25 protein-coding genes are annotated in these 25,634 nt (G+C 60.5%); 19 read left to right on the top strand and 6 right to left on the bottom strand.

Annotated features, from left to right (window positions below; genetic code table 11):
- Positions 1-211: 211 nt before the first annotated feature.
- Positions 212-832 carry an LOG family protein gene (locus JZX89_RS00700; protein ID WP_080842185.1) on the bottom strand — a complete coding sequence of 207 codons (621 nt, stop codon included), beginning with the start codon at positions 830-832 and terminating at the stop codon, positions 212-214.
- A gap of 156 nt (positions 833-988) precedes the next feature.
- Here JZX89_RS00700 and JZX89_RS00695 point away from each other — a divergent pair, with 156 nt between their 5' ends.
- From JZX89_RS00695 to JZX89_RS00675, 6 genes are all read left to right on the top strand, one after another.
- Complete coding sequence (locus JZX89_RS00695) at positions 989-3,022, top strand: LysM peptidoglycan-binding domain-containing protein (RefSeq protein ID WP_207132802.1); 2,034 nt, start codon at positions 989-991, stop codon at positions 3,020-3,022.
- Between the two features lie 110 nt (positions 3,023-3,132).
- Positions 3,133-5,019, top strand: coding sequence for an ABCB family ABC transporter ATP-binding protein/permease (locus tag JZX89_RS00690; RefSeq protein WP_207132801.1), 1,887 nt, complete (start codon positions 3,133-3,135; stop codon positions 5,017-5,019).
- A gap of 128 nt (positions 5,020-5,147) precedes the next feature.
- On the top strand, positions 5,148-5,882 hold the full coding sequence (locus JZX89_RS00685; protein ID WP_149898154.1) for a phosphatidylserine decarboxylase: 735 nt from the start codon (positions 5,148-5,150) through the stop codon (positions 5,880-5,882).
- A gap of 23 nt (positions 5,883-5,905) precedes the next feature.
- A complete protein-coding gene (gene pssA / locus JZX89_RS00680; RefSeq protein WP_207132800.1) occupies positions 5,906-6,769 on the top strand; it encodes a CDP-diacylglycerol--serine O-phosphatidyltransferase in 864 nt (287 codons plus the stop codon).
- Between the two features lie 171 nt (positions 6,770-6,940).
- Positions 6,941-7,072, top strand: a complete 132-nt coding sequence (locus tag JZX89_RS28765) for a hypothetical protein (RefSeq protein WP_256367995.1) — start codon at positions 6,941-6,943, stop codon at positions 7,070-7,072.
- A 386-nt stretch (positions 7,073-7,458) separates the two neighbouring features.
- Entirely contained in the window at positions 7,459-8,751 is a 1,293-nt protein-coding gene (locus JZX89_RS00675) for a GGDEF domain-containing response regulator (RefSeq protein WP_174372798.1), read from the top strand.
- 219 nt (positions 8,752-8,970) lie between these two features.
- Here JZX89_RS00675 and JZX89_RS00670 read toward each other — a convergent pair whose 3' ends face one another.
- A complete protein-coding gene (locus JZX89_RS00670) occupies positions 8,971-9,732 on the bottom strand; it encodes an SOS response-associated peptidase (RefSeq protein ID WP_153513478.1) in 762 nt (253 codons plus the stop codon).
- A 10-nt stretch (positions 9,733-9,742) separates the two neighbouring features.
- On the bottom strand, positions 9,743-10,066 hold the full coding sequence (locus tag JZX89_RS00665) for a YnfA family protein (protein WP_149897975.1): 324 nt from the start codon (positions 10,064-10,066) through the stop codon (positions 9,743-9,745).
- A 142-nt stretch (positions 10,067-10,208) separates the two neighbouring features.
- Here JZX89_RS00665 and JZX89_RS00660 point away from each other — a divergent pair, with 142 nt between their 5' ends.
- The 9 genes from JZX89_RS00660 (at position 10,209) to JZX89_RS00620 (ending at position 16,179) form a co-directional block, all read left to right on the top strand.
- Positions 10,209-10,625, top strand: coding sequence for an NUDIX hydrolase (locus JZX89_RS00660; protein WP_149897976.1), 417 nt, complete (start codon positions 10,209-10,211; stop codon positions 10,623-10,625).
- Positions 10,626-10,708: 83 nt separating this feature from the next.
- A complete protein-coding gene (locus JZX89_RS00655) occupies positions 10,709-11,149 on the top strand; it encodes a TIGR02301 family protein (RefSeq protein ID WP_207132799.1) in 441 nt (146 codons plus the stop codon).
- A 105-nt stretch (positions 11,150-11,254) separates the two neighbouring features.
- Positions 11,255-11,512 (top strand): hypothetical protein, encoded by a 258-nt coding sequence (locus tag JZX89_RS00650; RefSeq protein ID WP_003496894.1) that lies wholly within the window; start codon positions 11,255-11,257, stop codon positions 11,510-11,512.
- Between the two features lie 14 nt (positions 11,513-11,526).
- Complete coding sequence (locus JZX89_RS00645; RefSeq protein WP_207132798.1) at positions 11,527-12,294, top strand: hypothetical protein; 768 nt, start codon at positions 11,527-11,529, stop codon at positions 12,292-12,294.
- Positions 12,295-12,416: 122 nt separating this feature from the next.
- Entirely contained in the window at positions 12,417-13,265 is an 849-nt protein-coding gene (gene ygfZ / locus JZX89_RS00640) for a CAF17-like 4Fe-4S cluster assembly/insertion protein YgfZ (RefSeq protein WP_207132797.1), read from the top strand.
- Between the two features lie 2 nt (positions 13,266-13,267).
- Positions 13,268-13,891: a YfbR-like 5'-deoxynucleotidase gene (locus JZX89_RS00635; protein ID WP_207132796.1), complete on the top strand. Its 624-nt coding sequence runs from the start codon at positions 13,268-13,270 to the stop codon at positions 13,889-13,891.
- The gene (locus JZX89_RS00630; protein WP_207132795.1) at positions 13,888-14,406 is read left to right on the top strand and encodes a tyrosine phosphatase family protein; all 519 of its coding nucleotides are present in this window, start codon (positions 13,888-13,890) and stop codon (positions 14,404-14,406) included. The genes JZX89_RS00635 and JZX89_RS00630 overlap by 4 nt, the downstream gene beginning before the upstream one ends.
- Before the next feature lie 78 nt (positions 14,407-14,484).
- On the top strand, positions 14,485-15,306 hold the full coding sequence (locus tag JZX89_RS00625) for a mechanosensitive ion channel family protein (RefSeq protein ID WP_153513473.1): 822 nt from the start codon (positions 14,485-14,487) through the stop codon (positions 15,304-15,306).
- Positions 15,307-15,492: 186 nt separating this feature from the next.
- A complete protein-coding gene (locus JZX89_RS00620; RefSeq protein ID WP_207132794.1) occupies positions 15,493-16,179 on the top strand; it encodes a metal-binding protein ZinT in 687 nt (228 codons plus the stop codon).
- 193 nt (positions 16,180-16,372) lie between these two features.
- Here the strand turns inward: JZX89_RS00620 and JZX89_RS00615 are convergent, their stop codons facing one another.
- The 3 genes from JZX89_RS00615 to JZX89_RS00605 all read right to left on the bottom strand — a co-directional run bounded on the left by JZX89_RS00615 (position 16,373) and on the right by JZX89_RS00605 (position 19,228).
- On the bottom strand, positions 16,373-17,191 hold the full coding sequence (locus JZX89_RS00615; RefSeq protein WP_046798769.1) for an ABC transporter permease: 819 nt from the start codon (positions 17,189-17,191) through the stop codon (positions 16,373-16,375).
- Positions 17,188-17,976: an ABC transporter ATP-binding protein gene (locus tag JZX89_RS00610; RefSeq protein WP_194287535.1), complete on the bottom strand. Its 789-nt coding sequence runs from the start codon at positions 17,974-17,976 to the stop codon at positions 17,188-17,190. Before JZX89_RS00610 ends, JZX89_RS00615 begins: the two co-directional genes overlap by 4 nt.
- A gap of 208 nt (positions 17,977-18,184) precedes the next feature.
- Positions 18,185-19,228 (bottom strand): ABC transporter substrate-binding protein, encoded by a 1,044-nt coding sequence (locus JZX89_RS00605; RefSeq protein ID WP_207132793.1) that lies wholly within the window; start codon positions 19,226-19,228, stop codon positions 18,185-18,187.
- A gap of 290 nt (positions 19,229-19,518) precedes the next feature.
- On the opposite strand from JZX89_RS00605, the gene JZX89_RS00600 reads away from it, so the two are divergent.
- The 4 genes from JZX89_RS00600 (at position 19,519) to JZX89_RS00585 (ending at position 25,615) form a co-directional block, all read left to right on the top strand.
- Complete coding sequence (locus JZX89_RS00600) at positions 19,519-21,078, top strand: VOC family protein (protein ID WP_207132792.1); 1,560 nt, start codon at positions 19,519-19,521, stop codon at positions 21,076-21,078.
- A gap of 270 nt (positions 21,079-21,348) precedes the next feature.
- Positions 21,349-24,120 (top strand): DUF2339 domain-containing protein, encoded by a 2,772-nt coding sequence (locus JZX89_RS00595; protein ID WP_207132791.1) that lies wholly within the window; start codon positions 21,349-21,351, stop codon positions 24,118-24,120.
- Entirely contained in the window at positions 24,117-24,761 is a 645-nt protein-coding gene (locus JZX89_RS00590) for an HD domain-containing protein (RefSeq protein ID WP_207132790.1), read from the top strand. The genes JZX89_RS00595 and JZX89_RS00590 overlap by 4 nt, the downstream gene beginning before the upstream one ends.
- An 11-nt stretch (positions 24,762-24,772) precedes the next feature.
- Complete coding sequence (locus tag JZX89_RS00585) at positions 24,773-25,615, top strand: MOSC domain-containing protein (RefSeq protein ID WP_207132789.1); 843 nt, start codon at positions 24,773-24,775, stop codon at positions 25,613-25,615.
- The last annotated feature ends 19 nt before the right edge of the window (positions 25,616-25,634 follow it).

Raw genomic sequence — 25,634 nt, 5'->3', positions numbered from 1 at the left:
ATGAGATTCCGCGACGGCCAACGTCCTGGTGACGCTCGCACAGGATCAGTCGCAGGGCCATGAAAAGAGCTGGTTGAGCGATGCCGCTGTTAAATCGGTATTAATATACACTTAAAATTATAATGAACTGCGAGGCGGTTCATTAACGATTTTTCGATGCGCGATGCGTGCCGTTATCCCGAAACCGCTTAACGCTCTCGGGCGACATGGTTCAGAGGCGGGAAATGACCGAAGGGTCGCCTTCCGGGTTCTGCTGCGCCAGCGCCCGGTCGATGATGGCGGGCACGATGTCCTTCACCTCGTCGACGACAAGTGGGTTCAACAGGTGGGCGCGGTGGATGAAACCCTGGTCGCGCATGTGCTGCACCAGTTCCAGCATCGGGTTCCAGAAGCCGTTGATATTGGCAAAGACCATCGGCTTGGCGTGACGGCCAAGCTGCGCCCAGGTCATGATCTCGACAATCTCTTCCAGCGTGCCTACACCGCCCGGCAGGGTCACGAAGGCATCCGAGCGCTCGAACATCATATGTTTGCGCTCATGCATGTCTTTCGTAACGACAAGCTCGTTCAATTGTCCGAGAGAATGGCGCGTTGCCTCCATATCGACCAGAAATTCCGGTATGATGCCGGTTACTTCGCCGCCGTTGGAAAGAACGCCGCTGGCGACCGCGCCCATGATGCCCTTGGTGCCGCCGCCATAAACCAGGCGAATGCCGTTTTCGGCAATGGATTTCCCAAGCGCACGGCCTGCTTCCATGTGAGCCGGGTCACGTCCGGGCTGGGAGCCGCAATAAACGCAGATGGATCGAATCGCTGTATTTTTGTCCGTCATGAGAGGAAGGAACTATGCGCGATGCGGCACGTCAAGAAAATTTGGGAAATCCCTTGTAAATATGGCCTTTTGGCCACAGGCCGCTTGTCTGGCGTCAGGTAAGACGCTAGCAATCTCAACTCGTGTGAAAAGCTTGAAATACCCGGAGCACCCAGGATGAAAAACAATAAAGCCGGTTTGCTGGCGCTGATCGTGCTGGGCATTGCGTCCCTGCTCATGATCTTTTTCGTCCTGCCGAGAATTTCCAACGACGGCAAACCAATTGGCGACGCCATCAACGAGGCCGGCAATGCGGTGAAGAACAGCGTTGAAATGGGCGGCGACAAGGCGGGCGACATCCTGTCCGACGCTGCCGAGGAAACCGCCAATATCGCCGACAAGGTGGGGCGTCTGGCGGCGTCTGCAACCCAGTCGATCAAGGATCTGACCACGCTTTTCGCCGATAGCAAGGTTCCCTCCGACGCCGATTTCGCAGCGGCGCGCAAAAAGGTCGAAGCCTCGCTCAAGGAACTGACCAATATCGAAATTCCGGAATCGCTGGACGAAACGACGTCGCGGCTGATCACCACCGCGCGCACGGCGGCCGAGCGCACCACCGCCTTCCTGCGCGGCCTGCCCGACAATGCGGCAGCGGCCGCAGCCCAGATCCGCCGCCTGGCAGGCGTTTTCGCCGGCACAGACGATGGTGCAGCGCAGCCGGCACAGCCAGCCGCCGCACCTGCCGTCCCAGCGCCGGCCGGTGCTGCCCAGGCAGCGCCCGGTGTGCCGACCTTTGACGTGTTGCGTGTCGAGCCAGATGGTTCGGCCGTGGTCGCCGGCAAGGCGCAGCCCGGCTCCAAGCTCGAAATTCTCAGCAATGGCAAGGTGATCGCCCAGACAACCATCGACGGCACCGGCGATTTCGCCGCGGTTTTCGACAATCCCCTGCCGCCGGGCGACCATGAGCTGGTGCTGCGCTCCACCGACACCAGCGGCAAGGCAACACAATCCGAGGAAGTAGCAACCGTTTCCGTGCCCAATGGCAAGGCTGGCGAACTTCTGGCAATGGTTTCCAAGCCCGGCGAGGCAAGCCGCGTGCTGGCGATGCCGGAGGCCGCCCCCCCGGCGCTGCAGACCACACAATTGGGACAGCCCGCAGCGGCAACAGCCGAAACCGGCAATGCCGCCACTACGCCGGCAGCCGTTGCCGGAGTGACGGCTCCGCCTGCGACCGGTTCCGCTCCGGCTCAGGCAGCGGCCTCGACCGTTCAGGTCACCGCCGTGGAATTTGAAGGATCGAAGATTTTCGTCGCGGGTTCCGCGCCCGCCGGTTCGACGGTGCGTGCGCTGGTCGATGACCGGGAGATCGGCAAGAGCGTTACGGAAACCTCCGGTCATTTCGTCGTCGAGGGTGATATCGATCTTGCCGTTGGCAGCCATATCATCACCGTCGAGGAGCTGAATGCCGATGGCAGCGTGAAGCTGCGCGTGCGTGTTCCCTTCGAGCGGCCACAGACCGATCAGGCAACCGTCGCCATGCAGGCGCCCACCGCTTCGCCCGCCGCCGCCACAGCCGCGCCGGCTGAAAACCAGAGCACGGCAAGCGACCGCGCCGCCTTTGAAAAGCTGCGTGACGACGTTTCCAAGGCTTTCGGCATTCTTTCCAATCTCTATAAGGATCAGGCGACGCCGGCGCTCGATCAGGCGATTGCCGGCCGCTCCGCCGTGACGATCGGCCTCAAGTCGCTCTCCGAGTTCCGTACCGCCGCGGCAACAGAGCCGGCCTTCACCGCCTTTGCAGGTGGCATCACCGCCAAGGCACGCGATCTGCTGGCATTGGTACAGGCTTGGCCCAATGACGTCGCGGCAATCGGCAAGGGCATCGCATCGCTGGCAAGCCAACTTGCGGAACTCCACATTACCGCGCCAGCCGCACCCGCGCCGCAAGCGCCCGCCGGTCCGCAGACCTTCGAGCAGGCCCCGCTTGCCGAAAGCCAGAACAGCGTCATTATCCGTCGCGGCGATACGCTGTGGCAGATTTCCCGGCGCGTTTATGGACAGGGTGTGCGTTACACGACGATCTACCTCGCCAATGAGGACCAGATCAAAAATCCTGACCTCATCGAGCCCGGTCAGATTTTTGGTGTACCGGAAAAAGCCCTGCCGAATGCCGAGGAACTGCACCGCAAGCGGCTGAAGGGCGGTTCCTGAGCACTTTAAGACGTTGCGGTGAACCCGTGACGACCCCATCTATGACACGCGCGGCGGCTTCTCAAGGCCGCCGCCCTGCTGTCGGCTTCCGGCAGAGACCGGAGTGAACCATGCCCACGCAGAAAAAAACCATTTCCGCGGATTCCAGCAATCCCACCCAGACCCTGATCAATCTCTGGCCCTATATGTGGCCGGAAGGCCGGTGGGACCTGAAGATGCGGGTGATCTGGGCCACCGTTTTCCTTGTTGTCGCCAAGCTGGTGCTGATCCTCGTTCCCTATTTTTTCAAATGGGCGACGGATGCGCTGAACGGCAAACTGGACATGGCAGGGCTGGTTCCCGCCTTCCTGCTCGGGGCGGTCGCCCTCGTCATCGCCTATAATCTGACGCGGCTGATACAGGTCGGGCTCAACCAGCTGCGCGATTCGCTGTTTGCCAGCGTCGGCCAGCATGCGGTGCGCCAGCTCGCTTATCGAACCTTCGTGCACATGCACCGGCTTTCCCTGCGTTTCCATCTGGAACGCAAGACCGGCGGGCTTTCGCGGGTTATTGAGCGTGGCACCAAGGGCATCGAAACCATTGTCCGCTTCACCATTCTCAACACCGCGCCGACCTTCATCGAATTCCTGCTGACGGCCGTTATTTTCTGGGCCTCCTACGGTTTTTCCTATGTGCTGGTCACCGTCATCACCGTCTGGGCCTATATCTGGTTCACCGTCCGGGCCAGCAACTGGCGTATCGGCATTCGCCGCGCCATGAATGACAGCGATACCGACGCCAATACCAAGGCAATCGATTCGCTCCTGAACTTCGAAACCGTCAAATATTTCGGCAACGAAGAGATGGAGGCGAAACGCTTCGACGTTGCGATGGAGCGTTATGAAAAATCGGCGATCTCGATCTGGACCTCGCTTGGCTGGCTGAACTTCGGTCAGGGTGTGATCTTCGGCATCGGTTCCACGGTCATGATGGTGATGTCGGCGCTGGCCGTGCAGCGCGGCGAACAGACCATCGGCGATTTCGTGTTCATCAATGCGCTGCTGCTGCAACTTTCGGTGCCGCTCAATTTCATCGGTTTCGTCTATCGTGAAATCCGTCAGGGACTGACCGACATAGAGCAGATGTTCGAGCTTCTCGAGGTCGAGGCCGAAGTTACCGACAAGGCGGACGCTAAGCCGCTTGGCGCTGGACCGGGCGCGATCTCCTTCCGCGACGTGCATTTTTCCTATGATCCCGAAAGGCCGATCTTGAAGGGCGTCTCCTTCGACGTGCCGGCCGGCAAGACGGTGGCAATCGTCGGGCCTTCGGGGGCGGGAAAATCGACGATCTCGCGGCTGCTCTATCGTTTTTATGACATTCAGGAAGGTTCCGTCACCATCGACGGACAGGATATTCGCGACGTCACACAGCAAAGCCTGCGCTCCGTCATCGGCATGGTGCCGCAGGATACGGTGCTGTTCAACGATACTCTGGCCTATAACATCCGTTACGGCCGCCCTTCGGCAACGACCGGGGAGGTGACGGCGGCGGCGGATGCAGCGCAGATCAGCGCCTTCATCGGCAAGCTGCCGGAAGGCTACGCGACCATGGTCGGCGAACGGGGTCTGAAGCTCTCGGGCGGTGAAAAGCAGCGCGTTGCGATTGCCCGAACCATTCTCAAAGCCCCGCCGATCCTCATTCTCGATGAGGCGACCTCGGCGCTCGATACGCATACCGAACAGGAAATCCAGAGCGCGCTCGATATCGTCTCGGAAAACCGCACCACACTGGTCATCGCCCACCGCCTGTCCACCGTCATCCACGCCGACGAAATCATCGTTTTGAAGGAAGGGCTGATCGCCGAGCGCGGCACGCACTCCTCGCTGATGGCGCAGAATGGTCTCTACGCCTCGATGTGGAGCCGTCAGCGCGAAGCGATCCGGGCGGAAGAGATGCTGCGCCATGTTCGCGAAACCGACGATCTCGGCGTCGTGGACCGCGGCGAACCGGCGCATTGACGGGTATAAACCCCTGACAACCGGGGTCGCAGACCCACCGGGCCATTGCCGGGCGGGTCGTTTGGCTGTAACCAGCTAGGCAAAATTTGTCGCATTGCCGTGTGGATCGTGTCGTATCACGACCACATATAGACGCGACAACGGAAACCGGAGCAAGGAATCTCATGAGTCTGTTCGACACCATTCGCAACACCATCGTACCGATCCACAAGGAAGGTTACGTCTTTGTCGCCGCCTTCTTCGTCGCATCGCTGGTGCTCGGCTGGATTTCCGAACCGCTATTCTGGGTCGGTCTCGTGCTGACGGCCTGGTGCGCCTATTTCTTCCGCGACCCCGAGCGCGTCACACCGCAGGACGACGATCTGATCATCAGCCCCGCCGATGGCAAGGTTTCCGCCGTGCAGACCGTCGTTCCGCCGCTGGAGCTGGAACTCGGCAAGGAGCCGATGGTGCGCATCTCGGTGTTCATGAACGTGTTCAACTGCCATGTGAACCGTGCGCCGGTGCGTGGCCGCATCGTCAATGTCGCCTATCGTCCCGGCCTGTTCCTCAATGCGGAAGTTGACAAGGCTTCCGAAGACAATGAGCGCAACGGCCTTGTCATCGAGACCGCGCATGGCAAGGTTGGCGTGGTGCAGATCGCCGGCATGGTTGCGCGCCGCATCGTCTGCTGGGTCAAGCCGAATGAACCCGTTGATGCCGGTGAGCGTTTCGGTCTTATCCGTTTCGGTTCGCGCCTCGATATCTTCCTGCCGGAAGGTTTCCAGCCGCGCGTCTCGGTCGGTCAGACGGCGATTGCCGGTGAGACCGTGCTTGCCGAATTCGGTTCCGCCAAGGGCCCGGTGCTTAGCCGTCGCGGCTGAGACGAACAGGAAGGGCATGCGCCATGGAAACGCCGATCGCCGAGCAGAACGGAAAACCGGAAGGCCGCAACGATAGCGGCCGTGGGCCGCGTCTGAGGGAAATTCCCTTTCGCCTTGTGGTTCCCAATCTCATCACCGTTCTGGCGATCTGCGCGGGCCTCAGCGGCGTGCGCCTTGCCATCGAAGGCCGCTTTGAGCTGGCCGTCGGCATGGTGCTGCTCGCCGCCTTCCTCGACGGCATCGACGGGCGCATCGCCCGGATGATGAAGGCGACCTCCAAATTCGGCGAACAGATGGACAGTCTGGCCGACATCGTCAATTTCGGTGTCGCCCCTGCCCTCGTCGTCTATATCTATCTGCTCGATCAGGTCCGTTCGATCGGCTGGATCGCCGGCCTCATCTATGTCATCGCCGCCGGCCTGCGCCTGGCGCGCTTCAACGTCATGATCGAACGGCCGGTGAAAGCACCCTGGCAGAACGAATTTTTCGTCGGCGTGCCGGCCCCGATGGGCGCCATGCTGGTGCTTCTGCCGGTCTATCTCGGCTTCCTCGGCGTGGAGCCGGGCAAGCCCTTCGCTTATGTGGCGGCAGCCTACACCGTGCTGATCGGTTATTTTCTCATCAGCCGCCTGCCGGTCTGGTCGGGCAAATCGGGCACCAGCGGCATTCGCCGCGATCTGGTGCTGCCGATGATCCTTGTCGTGGTGCTTTACGTGGCGATGCTGATGAGCTTCACCTGGGAAGTACTGGTTCTGACAGTCGCCGCCTATCTCGTCTTCATTCCCATCAGCGCCCGCCTGTGGCACCGCCGCTACGGCACGCTGACGATTGAGGAAGACGCGCATGACGATGCCAATGGCGGCAACGGTCTCGATCGCGGTATTTGAAACCACAGGTGTTATTTTTCTCGCATGACCTTGCGTGAGGATGTGACGCAAAATGTCGCATCCCCAAAAGCCGGCTTCATTTTTTTCGCCTCGAATCCGTCAAGATTACCCCCGAGAAAGGGGCTTCACACGCTTCGCACCGGCGAATGACGTGAATTATGGAGAAAAGAAATGACGAACGAGACGAAGGCACAGCCGCAGGCGAAGCCGGACCTCAAAAGCCACTATCGCCCGCTTGGACTGAAGGCCGTTGCGGCCGCAGCCCTGATGCTGAAGCGCAAGCCAGCCGTCAAACCCGCCTGAAAACATTCAGTTTTTTGGCCGGCGGTTTTCGGATCATCTGGTGCATCGGGTTAAGAATCAACATTCCCCGGCAGAATTTCAGCAATTGCGCGGCGCCTTCACCGGCGCCGTTTTTTATTCCGTGTACAGCACGAACGACCGGCATTCATAAATTCAGGAAATTTTTGTAACGAAGCTGCAACGAAAGTGAAGTAAAAGCGCGGCCTCTACGAAACGTCTGTACGAGAGCAAACGTATAGACTAGTGAATATCAAAGAATTTTCTATTTTTCGCAGTTTTTTTTCCAAAACAATGCATAAGCCGACTTTCAAATCCGCAGACATGCGGGTGACGATCCGGTGTTCAGGAAAGATTGCGAAGACAGGCCAGGGGGGCTTGGGACGGCCATGCAGGATAAAATCCTTCTGATTGAAGATTCCATTGCTCTTTCCATGCTGCTGAAGTCGCGGCTATCGGAAGAAACCGAAGCCGATGTCATCCATTGTGACAGCATGGCTGCCGCCGATACGCTGTTGCGCGCCCATGATTTTACGCTGGCGCTGACGGGGCTTAATCTGCCTGACGCGCCGAAGGGAGAGATTTTAGCTCTTCTTTCCGAGCACAAGGTGCCGGCGATCGTCTTCACCGCAACGGTGGATGAAGAGGCGCGCAAGCGTTATGCCGAAAAGAAGATCATCGATTATATCGTCAAGGACGGTCACCGCACCGTCGATGCGGTGGTCAAGACAGTCGACCGGATTTTGAACAATAAGCGCTTTTCCGTTCTGGTGGTCGATGATGCGCGCACAGCCCGTTCCGGCCTCGTGGAAATTCTGGAGCGGCAGAATTTTAGGGTTAGCGAGGCCCATTCGGGCAACCGGGCGCTGGAAATCCTGTCGCAGGACCCATCGATCCAGCTTGTCATCACCGATTACCATATGCCTGACATGGACGGTTATGAGCTGACGCGCCGTATCTGCGACAGCCGCTCCTCGGAGGATCTCCGGGTGATCGGCATCTCGTCCTCCACGGACCGGCTGCTTTCGGCAAGCTTCCTGAAGGCGGGGGCCTCGGATTTCGTCTACCGCCCCTTCGTGCCGGAAGAGTTGCAGTGCCGTATCGACAATAATATCGAAACGCTGAAACAGCTGAAGCGCCTGCGCGAACTGGCCGAACGCGACCATTTGACAGGTCTGCCGAACCGCCGCTCCTTCTTCGAGCGCACCCGGGCGTTGATGGACATCATCAACGACAATGACGAAAACGGCGCAGTCGCCATTCTCGACATCGACCATTTCAAGAAGATCAACGATACGCTGGGACATGACGCCGGCGACCGGGCGCTGAAGAAGCTTGCGGAACTGCTGCACGACATGTGCCATGAGCAACGCCATATTCCCGCCCGCCTCGGCGGCGAGGAATTCGCGGTGTTCCTGCGGGGGCTCGATGCCCGTGCCGCCTATCAGTTCTGCGAGGAACTGCGCGGCGCTGTCGAAAGCAATGGCCGCCAGTTGAGCGGCAGCAGCCTGGCGCTGACGATTTCACTCGGCGTTGTGGAAATCGAAAAGGGCGAACCTTTCGACAACCAGCTGAATGCCGCCGACCAGTTGCTCTATCTCGCCAAGGCCAATGGACGCAACCGGGTGTATTCAGACGTGATGATCCAGGAAGGCCTGCAGAAGATGGGTCAAAACGGCTGAGTGCCCTTCGAATAAAATAGTCGTTTATGGGAAACGGGCGGGTGCCGCTTGTTTCTTCTCCCCGCCGGGGAGAAGTCCGCGGCAGCGGGATGAGGGGGCAAGCGCTCCGAAATCCAGCAACGGCGCCCCCTCATCCGACCCTTCGGGCCACCTTCTCCCCGGCGGGGAGAAGAAATATGCGGCAACCTCCAGCCCTAGTCATTGGCCTTGGGAAGCACATCAAAACAGCGACATCTGCCCCTCATCCTTCGCCGGCTTGATCTTTGCCAGCGGCGTGCTTTCCGGCACCGGCTCGATGAGATCGGCACCGACATTGGCGACCTTGTTGACCTTGTCCGATACCGGGATCATCTCGAAGAAATCGTCCTGAGCCGGCCGCATCAGATCGGCCACCTCGCGCGGCTCCTGCGTCTTGCAATCGAGCCAGCGGCTGAAATCCTCGGGCGCGATGACAACAGGCATGCGGTCGTGGATGCGGCCGATTGCGGCATTGGCGGCCGTGGTGAGGATTGCGCCGGTATCGACCTCCGATCCGTCAGCGGAAGACCATGTTTCCATGAGGCCGGCAAAGGCAACGATGCCGCCGCTTTTCGGGCGGATGAAATAGGGCTGCGGTTTGCCGCCCTCCTCCTTCGGCGGACGCCGCCACTCGTAAAAGCCGGTGGCGGGAATTAGCACGCGGCGGTGGCGCATGGCGGCACGGAAGGATGCCTTACCGATGGCGGTTTCCGAACGCGCATTGATGAGCAGGGGAAAATCCTTGGGGTCCTTCACCCAGCCCGGTAAAAAACCCCAGCGGACCAGCACGGCCCGGCGGTTGGGCAGGTTGCTGCCGCGCTCCTGCCGCTCGCCTTCCAGCACCACCAGAACCGGCTGCGTCGGTGCGATGTTGAAACGGGCGGGAAAATCCTCAAGGCCGATCAGGTCGAGATAATCGGCGATTTCTTCCGGCGTCGCCTTCAGGACAAAACGTCCGCACATTTTCTTCTCCTCAGGCGCGTGGGCCAAACAGGATGATGGCCGTGCCGGCAAGGCAGACGGCTCCGCCGGCGACATCCCATTTATCCGGCAACTGCCCTTCAACGCCCCAGAGCCAGAGAAGCGATGCGGTGATGTAAATCCCTCCATAGGCGGCATAGGCCCTGCCCGCCGTCTCGGTCGGCACCAGTGCCAGCAGCCAGGCAAAAGCGGCAAGCGACAGCATGCCCGGCAATAATATCCAGACCGGCTTGCCGAGCTTCAGCCAGGCCCAGAAGGAGAAGCAACCAGCGATTTCCGCAAGTGCCGCCAATATGTAAATAAGATAGACCTTCATTCCACCGTCTTCTGCGTGCACAATGGGGCTTGTTGTTACACAACAGGTTAGAGCCTTCGGGCCATCTCCGAAAGGGCGCGTCGGCGCTCTCACACCATAATATGCAGACAGGCCGGAGACGGCCCAAACGAGAAACCCTTCCATGAGCATTCGCATCAAGCCCCGCCCCGCCTCCTCCGCCATCGTCAGGAATGGCGACCGGCTGCTTCTCGTGCGTCGGGCCAATCCGCCGTCAAAGGACATGTTCGCCTTTCCGGGCGGGCGCGGCGAAGAAGGGGAAACGCCGGCCGAGACCGCACTTCGCGAACTTCACGAGGAAACCGGCATCATCGCGCGCAAACCGCAACTCTTCGCGACCTACGATCTGCCGTCGCGCAATGCAGACGGCGCATTGACCAGCCATTATTTCCTGTCCGTCTTCACGGTGGAAACGGATACCGACCCGGCAGTAACGGCGGCCGACGATGCGGCGGATGCGGGCTGGTACACATTGGCGGAAATCCGCCGGCTGCCGGCGCCGGAAAGCGTCGTCGAATGCGCCGAGCGCCTGTTTGCATGATTGCCAGTCAGCCAGAATCGCGATTATTTAGGGCATGTCCGCCCGCCGGGTGTTCACGAGTATGTGTGGGGCTGAATAGAATTTTGATGCGGCCAATCATTTTGCTGTCTCTTTTGCTGACCATGCTGGCCACGGTCGGGCAAGCGGACGTCGCTTATGCACAGCCTTCGAAGGCGGTTTCCAAGGAGGCACGCCCCCCGGAAGCGACGCCGCCCAAACCCGCTCCCTATGACGACAAGCTGGCACGGCTTTCTGAAATACTGGGCGCGGTGCAATATTTAAGAACCCTGTGCCCCTCTTCCGGCCCGGAAGACTGGCGCAGATCGATGAGCGATCTTCTGGCTGCGGACACGGCCAACGAACCTGAGCGACGTCAGCGCATGACAGCAGCATTCAACCGTGGATACCGCTCTTTTGCAGCCATCCACACCAGTTGCACACGCGCCGCCGTCATGGCAGAAGAGAGCTACCGTAACGAAGGGGCAACACTCGCTCAGGAAATCGCGTCGCGGTTCGGAAATTAGCGGATTGTTAACCTCTTTTCGCCGCAGGCCGTGCCGTTTTGATAAAAGACTGATAGTGTTGTTAACAGGGTGGTAAGGACTTGCCCGCCCTGTCGAGGATGAAAAATGCAGACGAGCCGTAACGAAATCGACGACATGATCGTGCATGAAAAGATGCAGGTCGCTCTGGAACACCAGAACGAGGCATGGGCTGACGGCATGGCCGACGGCATCGAGCCTGAGATCATCGCCGATGCCGCCATTGCTCTGGCCATGCGCGAAACCATCCGCATGCATGGCGAAGCCGGTGCGGAAGCAATGCTGGAATCGCTGCGCCAGCGGATGCTTGAAGGCGAATTTTCTCCGCAGCGGGTGATACAGTAAAGCAGGGGTCTGTCATGTCTTGCCTGAGCAAGGGGCTTTTGCGCTCTTCCGCCATGCTGTCTATCCTGCTTGCCTTGACCGCCGGGTCGATTGGCTTGCCGAGCCGGGCCTTTGCGCTTTCCGAGCTGAAACCGGCGCAAAACACCGAAAGTGAGCCGCAGGCCCAGAACGGCGATCAGCCGCAGCAGCCACAGGTGGCTGAGCCCGACGAGATCGAAGGTGATTCGGACGGCATTCCCCTGCCCGACCCGTTGGTTGACCGTTCCGCCGGCAAGGGGAACCAACAGTCTGCCGCGCCGGGCAATACGCCGGAAATGTCCGTCGTCATCGAGCACGACATTTCCAAGGCCCCGGAAGCCGTTCGCAAGCTGCGCCAGCAGATCATCGATGCAGCTGCTTCGGGTGATATCGAAAAATTGCGGCCCTTCATCGCCGCTGGTCAGAATGCATTCCGCATAGACAGTGGTGACGGCGAAGACCCGATCGCGGCGCTGAAAAGCTATTCCGGCGATCCCGAGGGGCTGGAAGTACTGGCGATTATCATCGACCTTCTGTCGACGGGTTATGCCCATATCGATGCCGGCACGCCGGATGAAGCCTACGTCTTCCCCTATTTTGCCGGGAAGCCGCTAAATACGCTGACGCCGCCGGAAAAGGTGGAGCTCCTGCGCATCATCACGGCCGGCGATCTGGCAGATATGCAGGAATTGGGCAATTACAGCTTCTACCGCATCGGCATTTCGCCTGATGGCAAGTGGAAGTTCTTCACCGCCGGCGATTGATCGCCTCACGGTGCTTGCCGTTCTCCGGTAAAAATCCTAACTGTGCGGAATGAGCCGTCCGGCGAAGTGCATCTGCATTTTGCCGGAGATCGCGCAGTCTCGATGAACCGAACGGTGACGCCATGCCTTCCGCCTTTCTTGCCGACCGCCGCCTGATCAGAGTTTCCGGCACAGGCGCCGAGGAATTTCTGAACAATCTCATCACCGCCGATGTTGAAAATTTGGCTGAGGGCGAAGCTCGCGCTTCGGCACTGCTGACGCCGCAGGGCAAGATCCTGTTCGATTTCCTGATTACGCGCGACGGGACGGATTATCTAGTCGAGACGGGTGCTGCCGAACAGGATGCGTTGCTGCGCCGCCTGACCATGTACAAGCTGCGCGCACCCATCGATCTGAAGGCTGAAGCGACCGAAGGCGTTAGTATTTTCTGGGATGAGAATGCGCCGGAAGCGGGCGTTCGGGATGGTCGTTTTGTCAAGGCGGGCGTCGATGTGTTCCGCGTGCCGGGCGCGTCGGCCACCGGCGACGCTGCTGCCTATGATGCGCTGCGCGTCGAACACGGCATTGCCGAATCCGGCCGGGATTATGCGCTGCAGGATGCATTTCCCCATGATGTGCTGATGGATGTGAATGACGGCGTTTCCTTCAAGAAGGGCTGCTTCGTCGGCCAGGAAGTCGTCTCCCGCATGAAACATCGCGGCACGGCAAGGCGTCGCGTCGTTACTGTTTCGGCGGAAGGTCCGCTTCCCGCCACAGGGACAGAGATTACCGCCAATGGAAAGCCTGTCGGCACGCTTGGGACCGTGTGCGGCAACACAGCGCTTGCCATTGTGCGGATTGATCGCATTGCCGATGCGCTTGCCTCCGGCACCCCGCTTCTTGCGGAAAATGTCACCGTAACCGTGGCCCTGCCGGCCTGGAGCGGCCTTGCCTTCCCGGCCGCCGATCCCGCAGCACGGGCGGAGGACTAGGCGTGGCTCCCGCAAAAAGCCCGCGCGCCTGGCAGCGCATGCTCTCCGGGCGGCGCCTCGATCTGCTTGACCCTTCGCCGCTCGACGTGGAAATCGCCGATATCGCCCACGGGCTTGCCCGCGTTGCCCGCTGGAACGGCCAGACGCGCGGCGATCATGCCTTTTCCGTCGCCCAGCACAGCCTCATCGTCGAGACGATTTTCTGCCGCATGTGTGCGGATGCAACGCCCGGCGACATGCAGATGGCGCTGTTGCATGATGCACCGGAATATGTGATTGGCGACATGATTTCGCCGTTCAAATCCGTGGTCGGCGGCGGTTACAAGACCGTGGAAAAACGGCTGGAGGCCGCCGTGCATCTGCGCTTCGGCCTGCCGCCGCATGCATCCCGCGAATTGAAGGACCGCATCAAGAAGGCCGATACGGTTGCCGCCTTTTTCGAGGCGACGGAGCTTGCCGGCTTTTCCACCGCCGAGGCGCAGAAATTCTTCGGCCTGCCGCGCGGCATCACCCGCGACATGTTCACCATCACGCCCCTGCCCTCGACGGAAGCACAGAAGCTGTTCATCGAACGTTTCGAAGCAATCGAGGCGCTGCGCGCAACCAGAACCGGGAGCGCCACATGACGACCATCGTGGTATCGCCGCTGTCGCGGATCGCGGAAATGGCCGTGAAGCACAAGGCCCGCGAAATGGTGACGCTGATTGCCAGGGAGCAAAGCTTCCACCGCCCGGCCGTGATTGCTGCCGAACGACATCTGACGCTTGCCATGAACGACATCGCCTTCAAGGGCACCGGCGATCTTATCGCCCCTGATGATGCGCATGTGCTGAAACTCATCGATTTTGCACGGGAATGGGATCAGTCCGCGCCGCTGCTCATCCATTGCTGGATGGGGATTTCGCGCTCACCGGCCGCCGCCGTCATTGCCGCACTCAGCCTTTATCCGGATCAGGACGAAATGGCGCTTGCGCTTCGCCTGCGCGCCGTCTCGCCCTATGTCACCCCCAATGCCCGCATCATCGCCATCGGCGACCGGCTGCTGGCGCGGGACGGCAGGCTGGTCAAGGCAATCAAGGCGATCGGCAGGGGGGCCGATACCGACGGCAATGTGCCTTTTGTGCTGCCGCTTGGCGGCTGACGCCCGATTTTTGGCGGAACCCCTGCGGCACCCGTTCGTTACCAACCCTGAACAGCAATGAAAATCACGGGATAATTCATGGAACAACAGGCAACCGATATCATCGTCGCATCGCAGGCGGCCGTGCGGCAGGCGAGCGCGCTGGCGGTGCAATATTCCTTTTCTATCGTCGGCGCGCTTCTGCTGTTGATCATCGGCTGGCTGGCCGCCACCTTCCTGCAGCGCTGGGCTTTTCAGGGCCTGTCGCGCATTCGCGGCTTCGATGCGACGCTCGCCGGTTTCTTCGCAGGCGCAATCCGTTACGTCGTGCTTATTCTGGTGCTGGTCATGGTGCTTGGCCAGTTCGGCGTGCAGACGGCTTCCATTCTCGCGGCGCTGGGTGCCGCCGGTCTCGCCATCGGCCTTGCGTTGCAGGGCACGCTGCAGAACATTGCCGCCGGCATCATGCTTCTGGTGCTGCGCCCCTTCCGGGTCGGTGAATATATCGAGACCAGCACGGTCAGCGGCACTGTGGTGGAAATCGGTTTGTTTGCCACCGAGCTTAAGACCAGCGACGGGCTTTATCGCCTCGCGCCCAATTCCACCCTTTGGAATGTACCGATCACCAATTACAGCCGCTTTCCCTCGCGCCGCCACGAGCTTAGCCTGACGGTGAAGAATGACGAGGATCTGGCTGCCGCGCAGGATATGCTGATGCGCGTGGTGCGCGCCGAAAGCCGGGTGCTGCTGGACCCTTCCCCCGTCACCTTCGTCGATTCCGTCAGCGCCGACAGCGCCACGGTCAAACTGCGCTATTGGGTGCGCAGCGAGAGTTATTTCGCAACGACCCGCGATGTGACGAAGGCCATGAAGCTTGCCTTTGATGAACGCAAGGCGGAAGTGAGCGCGCAGCCCGCCTGAGGCCTCAAAGCTCTCTTTTCCCCTCCTCCATGTCTCAAGCGCGGTGGCCTTTGATGGCCATCGCGCTTTTTCATTATGGCACGTCAGCCCGCACCCTTGCGTCCTGCAAAAGACACCTCTATAGGTCATATTGTAATGTTATTACGTAACCTAATTTATCTTGACGGACTGAAGAGGGCCGAAACAATGCAGAAGAAACACATCCTCGTCTCCGGCGCGGTGGCACTTGGTTCCATGCTGCTGGTGGCAGCCGCTGCCACGGCCGCCGGGGGTGACAAATCCGCCGCCCACAGCCATGACCATGGGCACGATCACGGCCACCAGATGACCGAGGCGGAAAAGAAGATTTACAGCGGTTATTTCGAGGATGCCCAGGTGAAGCCGCGCACGCTTTCCGACTGGGACGGCGACTGGCAGTCTGTTTATCCTTACCTGCTGAACGGTTCGCTTGATTCCGTTATGGCCGAAAAAGCCGCACATGGCGACAAGACGGCCGCAGAATATCGCGCCTATTACGACATCGGTTACAAGACGGATGTGAACCGTATCGTCATCAAGGGCGACAGCGTGGCTTTTTACAGGGAAGGCAAACCGGTCGAAGGCACATATGCCAGCGACAGCCAGGAAATCCTGACCTACAAGAAGGGCAATCGCGGCGTGCGATATATCTTCAAGAAGACCGCCGGTGACGAGGCCGCACCGCAGTTCATCCAGTTTAGCGACCACTCCATCGCCCCGGTAAAGGCCGGCCATTACCACCTCTACTGGGGGAATGACCGCAAGGCCCTGCTGGACGAAGTCACCAATTGGCCGACCTATTATCCGTTCCTGATGGACGGTGCTGATATCGTCAAGGAAATGGCGGCGCATTGAGCCATCGCAGGCTCACGGATTTCCACGGCTTGGAGAATGCCGAGCGAGCGCCTCTTTCGCCTTCTCCCCGGCGGGGAGAAGGTCGCGGCAGCGGGTTGAGGGGGCTAGGCCAGAGATATCCGGTGAGCTTGCCCCCTCGTCCGACCCTTCGGGCCACCTTCTCCCCGACGGGGAGAAGAAACGATCGCCCCCTTCACTGACCCATGGTCGAACGATGCGCCCAGCCGGTCATCCGTTTCTCCAGCCAGGCCATGATGGCGTACATGACGATGCCTTCCACCGCGAGCATCAGGAGGCCGGCAAAGACCAGTGGGACGTTGAACTGGCTCTGCGCCGAACTCATCATGTTGCCGAGGCCATAATTGGAGGCGACGGTTTCCGAGACGACCGAGCCGACGAAGGCGAGCGTGATGGCGATTTTCAGCGAGCCGAAGAAATACGGCATGGAACGCGGAATGCCGACCTTCAGCATAATGTCCATCTTCTTCGCGCCAAGCGCCCGCAGCACGTCCTCGGTTTCCGGCTCGATGGTGGCAAGGCCGGTGGCGACATTAACGACGATGGGGAAAAAGGAAATCAGGAAGGCAGTCAACACCGCGGGGACAGTGCCGATGCCGAACCAGATGACGAGGATGGGCACCAGCGCCACTTTGGGGATGGCGTTAAAGCCGATCATCAACGGATAAAGCCCGGCATAGATGGTTTTCGACCAGCCGATGAACAGGCCGATGGCAAGGCCGGCGACAACAGCGATGGCAAAGCCCAACGTCGTCGTATAAAGCGTCTGCAGCGAATTCTTCCAGATCGGCGACCAATATTGCAGGATGGCCTGACCTACTCTCACCGGTGACGGCAGGATGGTGGGCGGCATTTTCAGCGCATAAACCAGCAGTTCCCACAACACGAAGAGCGCCAGCGTATAAAGCCAGGGGGCGGCCTTCACCCAGTTGACGCGGGCAATCAGCGGCTTGCGCGGCTCAGCCGTGACGGTGCTTTCCATGATCGCGCTCATGCCGCCACCCTCGCCTGCGCGATTTCGCCATGCAGTGCCTGCACCATGTCGTTGAAACCCTTGTCATACATAAGATCGAGCTGACGCGGGCGGGCGAAGGGCACGCGATGTTCCGCCAGGACGCGGCCGGGCCTTGCGCTCATCACGAAAATCTTGTCGGCGAGGAAGGTCGCTTCGCGCAGATCGTGGGTTACCAGAATGATGGTGACCCGCTGCGCGGCGTGCAGATCGCGGATGACGCACCACAATTCTTCGCGGGTGAAGGCATCTAGTGCGCCAAATGGCTCATCGAGCATCAGCAGATCCGGCTCATGGATCAGCGCGCGGCAGAGATTGGCGCGCTGCTGCATGCCGCCGGAAAGCTGCCATGGATATTTTGAGCCAAAGCCCTTCAGACCGACGATCTCCAGAAGGCGCTCGGCTTTCGCGACATATTCCGCCTTGTGGGCCCGCAGACGGCGGCGGTGTTTCTCGACGATTTCCAGCGGCAGCAGGATGTTCTCCAGCGTCGTGCGCCAGGGCAGCATCGTCGGGTTCTGAAACGCCATGCCGACGATGGAGACCGGCTCCGTGACCTGCCGTCCGGCAACAATGACATTGCCCTTTTGCGGAATATGCAGCCCCGTCACCAGTTTCATCAGCGTGGACTTGCCGCAGCCCGACGGGCCGACAACGGCCGCGAATTCACCCTTGTCGACGGTGAGATTGAGGCCGGATACGGCCAGCGTTCCGGCCGACCCGCCGTAACGCATGTCGACATTGTCTATTTCCACGAGATGTGACATCGCAGTTCCCGTTTTCAGTTGCTGATCGGGCTATTGAACCCTGCAGCCTTGCCGCTTGTTTCTTCTTCCCGAGGGGGAGAAGGTGGCCCGAAGGGTCGGATGAGGGGGCGACATTCGTGATAGATCGAGAGCTTGCCCCCTCATCCCGCTGCCGCGGACTTCTCCCCGGCGGGGAGAAGAAGCAGGCCGCACCCGCTCATTTTACCCATCAGGGCAGCATGCGTTCTTCCTTGGCCGGCAGGTAGGTCGCATCGAACACCTGCTCCGCCTTCACATTGCCTTTCAGGCCCATGGAAACCTTCAACGTCTCGACGGAGGCGGCAAGCCGGGCCGGATCGACACCACCCATGCCGTTTTCAACCACATAAGGCGTCTTGATGTTCATGCTGTTGGCCATGTTCAGGCGCTCCAGCTCAATGGCGCTGTCCAGCGTCTCGTTGCGCTTCAGCACCGCCGCCACGCCTTCTTCCGGGGTGTTGACGGAATCGGCGAAGCCCTTGGCCAGCGCTTTCAGGAACCCCTTCACGGCATCAGGGTTTTTCTCAGCGAAATCAGTGTTTACCAGCACCGCATTGCCATAAAGATTCAAGCCGTGCTCAGCCATCAGGATGGTCGAGATGTCGTCATCGGCAATGCCCTGCTTCTTCAAGTTGAGGATGACAGAAAAAGCAAAACCGAAGACGGCATCGACATCGCCCTTGGCAAGCATCGGCTCACGCACCGGAAAACCGATCGATTCGATCTTGATCTTGCTCTCATCGAGACCCGCGACCTGCTTGAAGGCCGGCCATTGCGCAAAGGCGCCATCCGGCGGCGGCGCGCCGAGCTTCTTGCCTTCCAGCGACTTCGGATCACCCGTGACGCCGAGCGACTTGCGGCCGACGACGGCAAAGGTCGGGCGCTCATAGACCATATAAACGGCCTTGATCTTCTGGTTCGGATCCTCGTCGAGGAACTTCATCACCGAGTTGATATCGCCGAACCCCATCTGGTAGGCGCCGGTCGCCACACGTGGAATGGCTTCCACCGAGCCATTGCCGCTGTCGATCGTGACGTCGAGGCCTTCCGCCTTGAAGTAACCCTTGTCGAGCGCCAGCAGGAAGCCGGCGGCGGGGCCTTCGAATTTCCAGTCGAGCGTGAATTTGACCGGCGTTTCGGCATAAGCGCCCGTCACCGGCAGCACCATTCCGGCTGTAACGCCGATGGCAGCAATGGCTAGCCCTTTGGACAACAACCTGCGCGTTAAGATCATCTATTCCCCCTGATGGTTTTGTTGGATTGGTTGCATAAGAGCCAATTCCCACCCTCAAGGCAAGATAAAATTGCATACAAAATAGCCGTTATTTTGTATGCTTATTTTATATGCAAATCGGTTTTATATAGAGGCAAAAAGCCCAGTTTCTGCGCAGCGTGCGTGCAACGAAGCGGAAGCAACATCGTTCACGCAGAGAACACAGCGTTCTCATTTGCCGGGGTTGCGGATCAGGCGCAGCGTAGGACAAATAGGGCGACGAACAGCAGGCGAAACGACGGGACGGCAAGATGAATTCTGCACTGGGCATACACCACATCACCATGATCACCCGGAAGGTGCAGGCGAATGTGGATTTCTACGCCGGCTTCCTCGGCTTGAAGCTGGTCAAGCGCACCGCCGGCTTCGAAGACGCCATGCAGCTTCATCTGCTCTATGGCGACGACATCGCCTCGCCCGGCTCGCTTCTGACATTTCTCGTCTGGGAAGATGGCGGCCAGGGCCGCGTCGGTTACGGCCAGACACTCGAAGTCTCGGTAGCGATCGATCCGGCCGCGATCGGTTTCTGGCTGACGCGGGCACTGAAATTCGGCATCCGCGCCGAGGGACCATCCGACGAATTCGGCGAGCCGGTCATCCGGCTGAAAGACCCTGACGGCCTGATCGTCAAGCTGGTCGGCACCCACGCCTTCGCCGATGCCACGCCACATGTGACAGACGATATTTCTGCGCAGGACGCGATTCGCCGCATCTATGGCGGGACGATGCTGAGCGAAGTACCGGAGGAAACCGTGGCGTTTCTGGAAAAGCACTTCGGCTACCGTCAGGAAAGCCAGACTGGCGCGATCCGCCGGCTCGTCTCCGACAGCGGCGACATCATCGACGTGCGCGATGCCACCGGCTTCTGGTCCAGCGCGCCGGGCACCGGCACGGTCGATCACATCGCCTTCCGCGCTGAGGATATGGATGAGCTGAATGCGGTTCTCACCGGGCTGAAATCGCTCAATTCCAGCACCACCAATGCCCATGACCGAAAGTATTTCCATTCGCTGTACGTTAGCGAACCGGGCGGCGTGCTGATCGAAATGGCAACCGACGGCCCCGGCATGACGATCGACGAACCGCTGGAAGCACTTGGCGAACAATTGTTCATTCCGCCGCTGTTCATGAAGGACGAGGCGGATGTGCGCGTCGCCCTGCCGCAATTTTCCATGCCGGGCGAGGAGCGCATCATTTATCGCGACCTGCCCTTCGTGCATCGGTTCTATACGCCGGAGGAGCCGGATGGCAGCACCATCATCCTGCTGCACGGCTCGGGCGGCAGCGAAACGAGCCTGATGCCGCTGGCGCACAGGGCCGCGCGCGGCGCGACACTTTTAGGCGTGCGCGGCCGCAGCACGGAAGAAGAGATCGCGCGCTGGTTCCGGCGTTTCCCCGACTTCAGCTTCGACCAGAACGATATTGCAGCAGAAGCAGAGGCCTTTGCCGCCTTTGTCGAGGGTGCGATCCGTTCCTACGGTCTTGATCGTTCGAAGCTGCGGTTTCTCGGCCATTCGAATGGCGCAAATTTCTATGCGGCCTTTGCCGCACTTTATCCCGACCTTGCCGGAGACGCCCTGCTCTACCGCCCCATGCCAGTTCTCGATACATGGCCGCAAACCGATCTTTCCGGCCGGAATTTCCTGCTCGTCGCCGGCGAACGCGACAAATATCGCGACGGAGCAACCGCGCTGCAAGACCGACTTGCGGCGAGCGGCGCGGAGGCACGGGTGGAAATGCTGGATGACGGGCATGATCTGGGGCTTGCCGACATAGAAGCGGCGCGGCGCTGGCTGGCGGATGCTTCGTGATTTTCGATAGATGGGCATGCGCCGAGCGGGTGCCGCCCATTTCTTCTCCCCGCCGGGGAGAAGGTGGCCCGAAGGGTCGGATGAGGGGGCAACGCCAACGATAGACCGAGAGCTTGCCCCCTCATCCCGGTGCCGCGGACTTCTCCCCGGCGGGGAGAAGAAACAAGTGACACCCGCTCGCTCCATGTTGCCCCCTGCCATACATCAACCGGGCCTTGCATAAATTCGCCAAAAGGGCTTTAAAAACAGCTTCGTAATTGGAGAGCCCGTTTGGAAATCCCGTTTCTCATCCTCGCCCTCATCGCGGCCTTTATCTACACGCTGGTCGCGAGCATCCGTAATTCAAGCCGAATCAAGTCGCTGGAACGTGAGGTCCTCAGCCTCAAGCGGCTGATGGCTGCCGGGGTCACGTCTCCCGTGACGGCACAGGCTGAAAGCGCGGAATCCTCGGAAAAGACGGATTTCGAGGCGGAAGAGACAAATGGAGATTTGCCCGAAGCAGCGGCTTCCCAAGCTGAATATGTCTCAAAGCCCGAGGAAGCTGCCGCGAGAGTGGAAGCTGGGGACGTAGCCCGTGAAGAAGCGCCGCCTGCGCTCGCCAACGAGGCCGCAACTACACCGGCCGCGAAAGAAAGCTTCGAAAGCCTGCTCGGCGCACGCTGGGCGGTCTGGGCCGGCGGGTTGGCGCTGGCACTTGGCGGTATTTTCCTCGTCAAATATTCGATCGAATCGGGGCTGCTCAGCCCGGCGGTCAGGCTTTCGCTTGCCGCCATTTTCGGTCTCGTTCTCGGGCTTGTCGGCGAAGCGATCCGCCGCAAGGCCGTGCCGGGCATCGCCACCGCCTATTCCAACGCGATGATACCGGGCGTGCTGACGGCGGCCGGCGCTTTGACGCTGTTCGGCGTGGTGTATGCGGCCTATGGAATTTATGACTATATCGGCTCAGGAACAGCTTTCATCCTGCTCGGGCTTGTCGCCTTTGCCACCATTGGCCTGTCGCTTCTGCATGGGCAGGCGCTGGCCGGTCTTGGTCTTCTCGGCTCGATGCTGACGCCGGCGCTGATTTCCAGCGAAACGCCAAATATCTGGGCGCTTTTTGTTTTCCTGACGATCTCGTGGCTGGCGACGGCGGCGGCCGCACGCAGGCAGGGCTGGACCGTGGTTCCGTCACTTGCCAATGCCGGCCTTGGCCTCTGGGCGCTCGGCTATATCGGCTTTTCCGAGACGATCAATGCCGAACCACCGACGCTCGCATTGCTCGTCATGCTGGCCGGAACGATCTTCCTGTGGCCCGGAAAACATTTCGACACGCCGCCGGCAGACACCGGTGAAACCGCCGCCCCGGAGCGGCGCGCCATCCGTGCCCTACGGCTTCTGCTGCGCCCGTCGCTTGCCATCAACCTCACCGTATCGATGGCCGTCATCCTGCCGGCCATCGGCTTCCTGTTCGCCAGTGGCGGCATCGACACCCACCCGGCGCTGATCGTCTCGGCGCTCATCGCAGCGCTTGCGGCCCTTGGTGCCGCCCGCCACTATGCGGTGTGGCCGGCCATCATCGCTGCGCTCGGGGCGCAGACGGCGGTCGCGCTGATGTCGCGGCAGGGCATCGATTTCATCGGCCTTATCAACGATACCGGCGTAACGCTTCCGCCCGTCGGAACAGGCTATACGGCTGAAATCGCCATGGCGCTTGGCCTCGGCGCTGTCCTCGTGCTGTGCGCCTTCTCCTTCCTGAAACGCAAGGGCGCTGACGATGCGGATTTTGCCCAGCTCTGGGCGGGTATTGCCGCGCTGTTCCCGGTCTGGCTGGCAACGGCAAGCTTCGTTGAATATGGCAATCTCGGCCGCGACTGGCTGCATGCCGCCTATGGTCTCGGCCTCGGCCTGGTGCTGATTGCCGGGGCCGAATGGCTGCACCGGCAGAACAATGAAGCCTATCGCAAGCCGCTCAACATTCTCGTGCTCGGCTCGTTTGCCGCCTTCGCGCTCAGCCTGCACACGCTGACGGAAGGGCTCGCGACAACCGTTCTGCTTTCGGTTATCGGCTTTGTTTATGTGCTGGCCAGCCGTTACCGCAACTGGGATGTGCTGCCCTGGGTCATGGCGGTGGCAAGCGTTGCCGTTCTCGGCCGCATCGCCTGGGAACCCACCATTGTCGGGCCGCAAAATCTTGGGCTCACGCCGGTCTTCAACGCCCTTCTGCCGGGTTACGGCATTCCCGCACTGCTTGCCGTCGCCTCGGCATGGCTGCTGCGCGACTGGCCGGGTGTCCGGGCAAAGAACTTCCTGCAGGCGATTGCCAGCGTCATGGGTCTTCTGGCCATCGCCATCCTCATCCGCCACGCGATGAATGGCGGCACGCTTGATAACAGCGTACCGACGCTTGGCGAACAGTCGATCTACACGCTGCTGACCATCGGCTTCTCGGGCGTATTGATGACGCTGGATCTCAAGAGCCCCAGCCCCGTCTTCCGTTACGGTTCGATGATTGCCGGCGCGATAGCCGTCATCAACGTGCTGACGATGCATTTCTTCACGCTCAACCCCTATTTCACCGGCGAAAACACCGGGCGCATTCCGGTCCTCAACCTGCTGCTGATCGGTTACCTCCTGCCGGCGCTCGCCTATGGCGGCCTTGCCTATTATGCGCGGGGAAAACGTCCACCGCCCTATGTCAGCATGCTGGCGGTGGCAGGTGCGGCACTCGGTTTTGCCTGGGCAACGCTTTCGGTCCGCCGGTTCTGGCAGGGCGAAAACATCGCCGACTGGAAGGGCTTTATGCAGGGCGAGACCTACAGCTATTCGGTGGTCTGGCTGCTGATCGGCGTGCTGCTGCTGGTGCTCGGCTCGCGCTTTAATGCCCGCAGCCTGCGTCTGGCATCGGCCGCCTTCGTGCTGATCTCGGTTGCCAAGGCGTTCCTGATCGACATGAGCAACCTTGAAGGCGTGCTGAGAGCCCTGTCCTTCATCGGGCTCGGCGCGGTGCTGATCGGCATCGGCCTGTTCTACCAGAAAATCCTCACCCGGAAGCCGCAGGCATGATCGCGGCCGAGGCTTTCGCGCCCTATGCCGCGCTTGCGCAGGACCTGATACCGCACGCCGCCGATACCGGCGACGGTTCGCATGATCTTGCCCATATTCACCGCGTCTTCCGCAATGCCATGCGCATCCATGCGGGCGAAGGCGGCGATGGTACGGTATTGGCGGCCAGCGTGCTGTTGCATGACTGCGTGGCGGTGGAGAAGAACTCGCCGCTGCGTGCGCAGGCCTCGCGGCTGGCGGCGGAAAAGGCCTCGGGCATTCTGGCCGGGCTTGGTTGGGAACAGGTGGACATCGATGCTGCCGCGCACGCCATCACCACCCACAGTTTTTCCGCCAATATCGAACCACGCACACTGGAGGCGAAAATCCTTCAGGATGCCGACCGGCTGGATGCCATCGGCATGGTGGGGGCGGCGCGCTGCTTTTATATTGCCGGGCGCATGGGCTCAGCACTTTACGACCCGGCAGATCCCTTGGCGCAGAACCGGCCACTTGACGACCGCGCCTTTGCCATCGACCATTTCGAAACCAAGCTGTTCAAACTGGCTGACGGCTTCCGCACTGAAACGGGGCGGCAGATGGCCAAGGCCCGCCATGAGCGGCTGCAACAAGTACTCGACCTGTTTCTCGACGAGATTTGAGGATATCCAAGATGCGTGTGACCGAACTCAACATCTATCCGCTGAAAAGCGCGCGCGGCATTCCCCTCTCCGAGAGCGCTGTTTCGGCCGAGGGCCTGCCGGGCGATCGTCGCGCCATGTTGATCGACCCTTCCGGCCATTTCATCACCCAGCGCGAACTGCCTGCCATAGCCACGGTTCTGGCGCGGCATGAGGATGGCGGAATGGCGCTTGCGCGGGACAACGACGACGAGATCGTCGCAAGACCTTCCGGAGAGCGCATGGATGTGGCGGTGTGGAAATCGATCGTCAGCGCCAATATCGCCGATGACGAGACCAACGATACGCTCTCGGCGTGGCTGGGGCGCGAGGTAAAGCTGGCATTCTTCGATGATGCCTCGGAACGCATTGCGAGCCTCGAATGGACCGGCAACGAAACGCCCGTCACTTTTGCGGACGGCTACCAGATCCTCGTCACCACCACCGCCTCGCTTGCCGCACTCAACGACAATATGCGCGCCAATGGCGAGGACGCGGTCGGCATGGAGCGGTTCCGGCCGAATATCGTGCTGGAGACGGACGAAGCATGGGCGGAGGACCGCTGGGCGGCCATCGAGATCGGCGGCATTCGTTTTGATCTCGTCAAACCCTGCGCCCGCTGCATCATGACCACGCAAGACCAGATAACCGGCTCCCGCGATGTGCCCTCGCCGATGAAGGCCATGGGCCGCATCCGCATGTCGGGTGACCGGCGCGTGCCCGGCCCGCTGTTCGGCTGGAACGTGACACCGCGCAGTCAGGGCAGACTGTCGGTCGGCGATGTGGCCAAGGTGGTCGAGGAACGGCCGGAAGGCTGGGCGATCAAGAGGCGCTAGGCCACGGGCGTTGCAGCGC

The organism is Agrobacterium burrii, assembly GCF_017313405.1.
GTDB lineage: Bacteria > Pseudomonadota > Alphaproteobacteria > Rhizobiales > Rhizobiaceae > Agrobacterium > Agrobacterium burrii.
The sequence above is the reverse complement of the archived record's forward strand: the minus strand, read 5'-3'. Positions and strand labels throughout refer to the sequence as shown.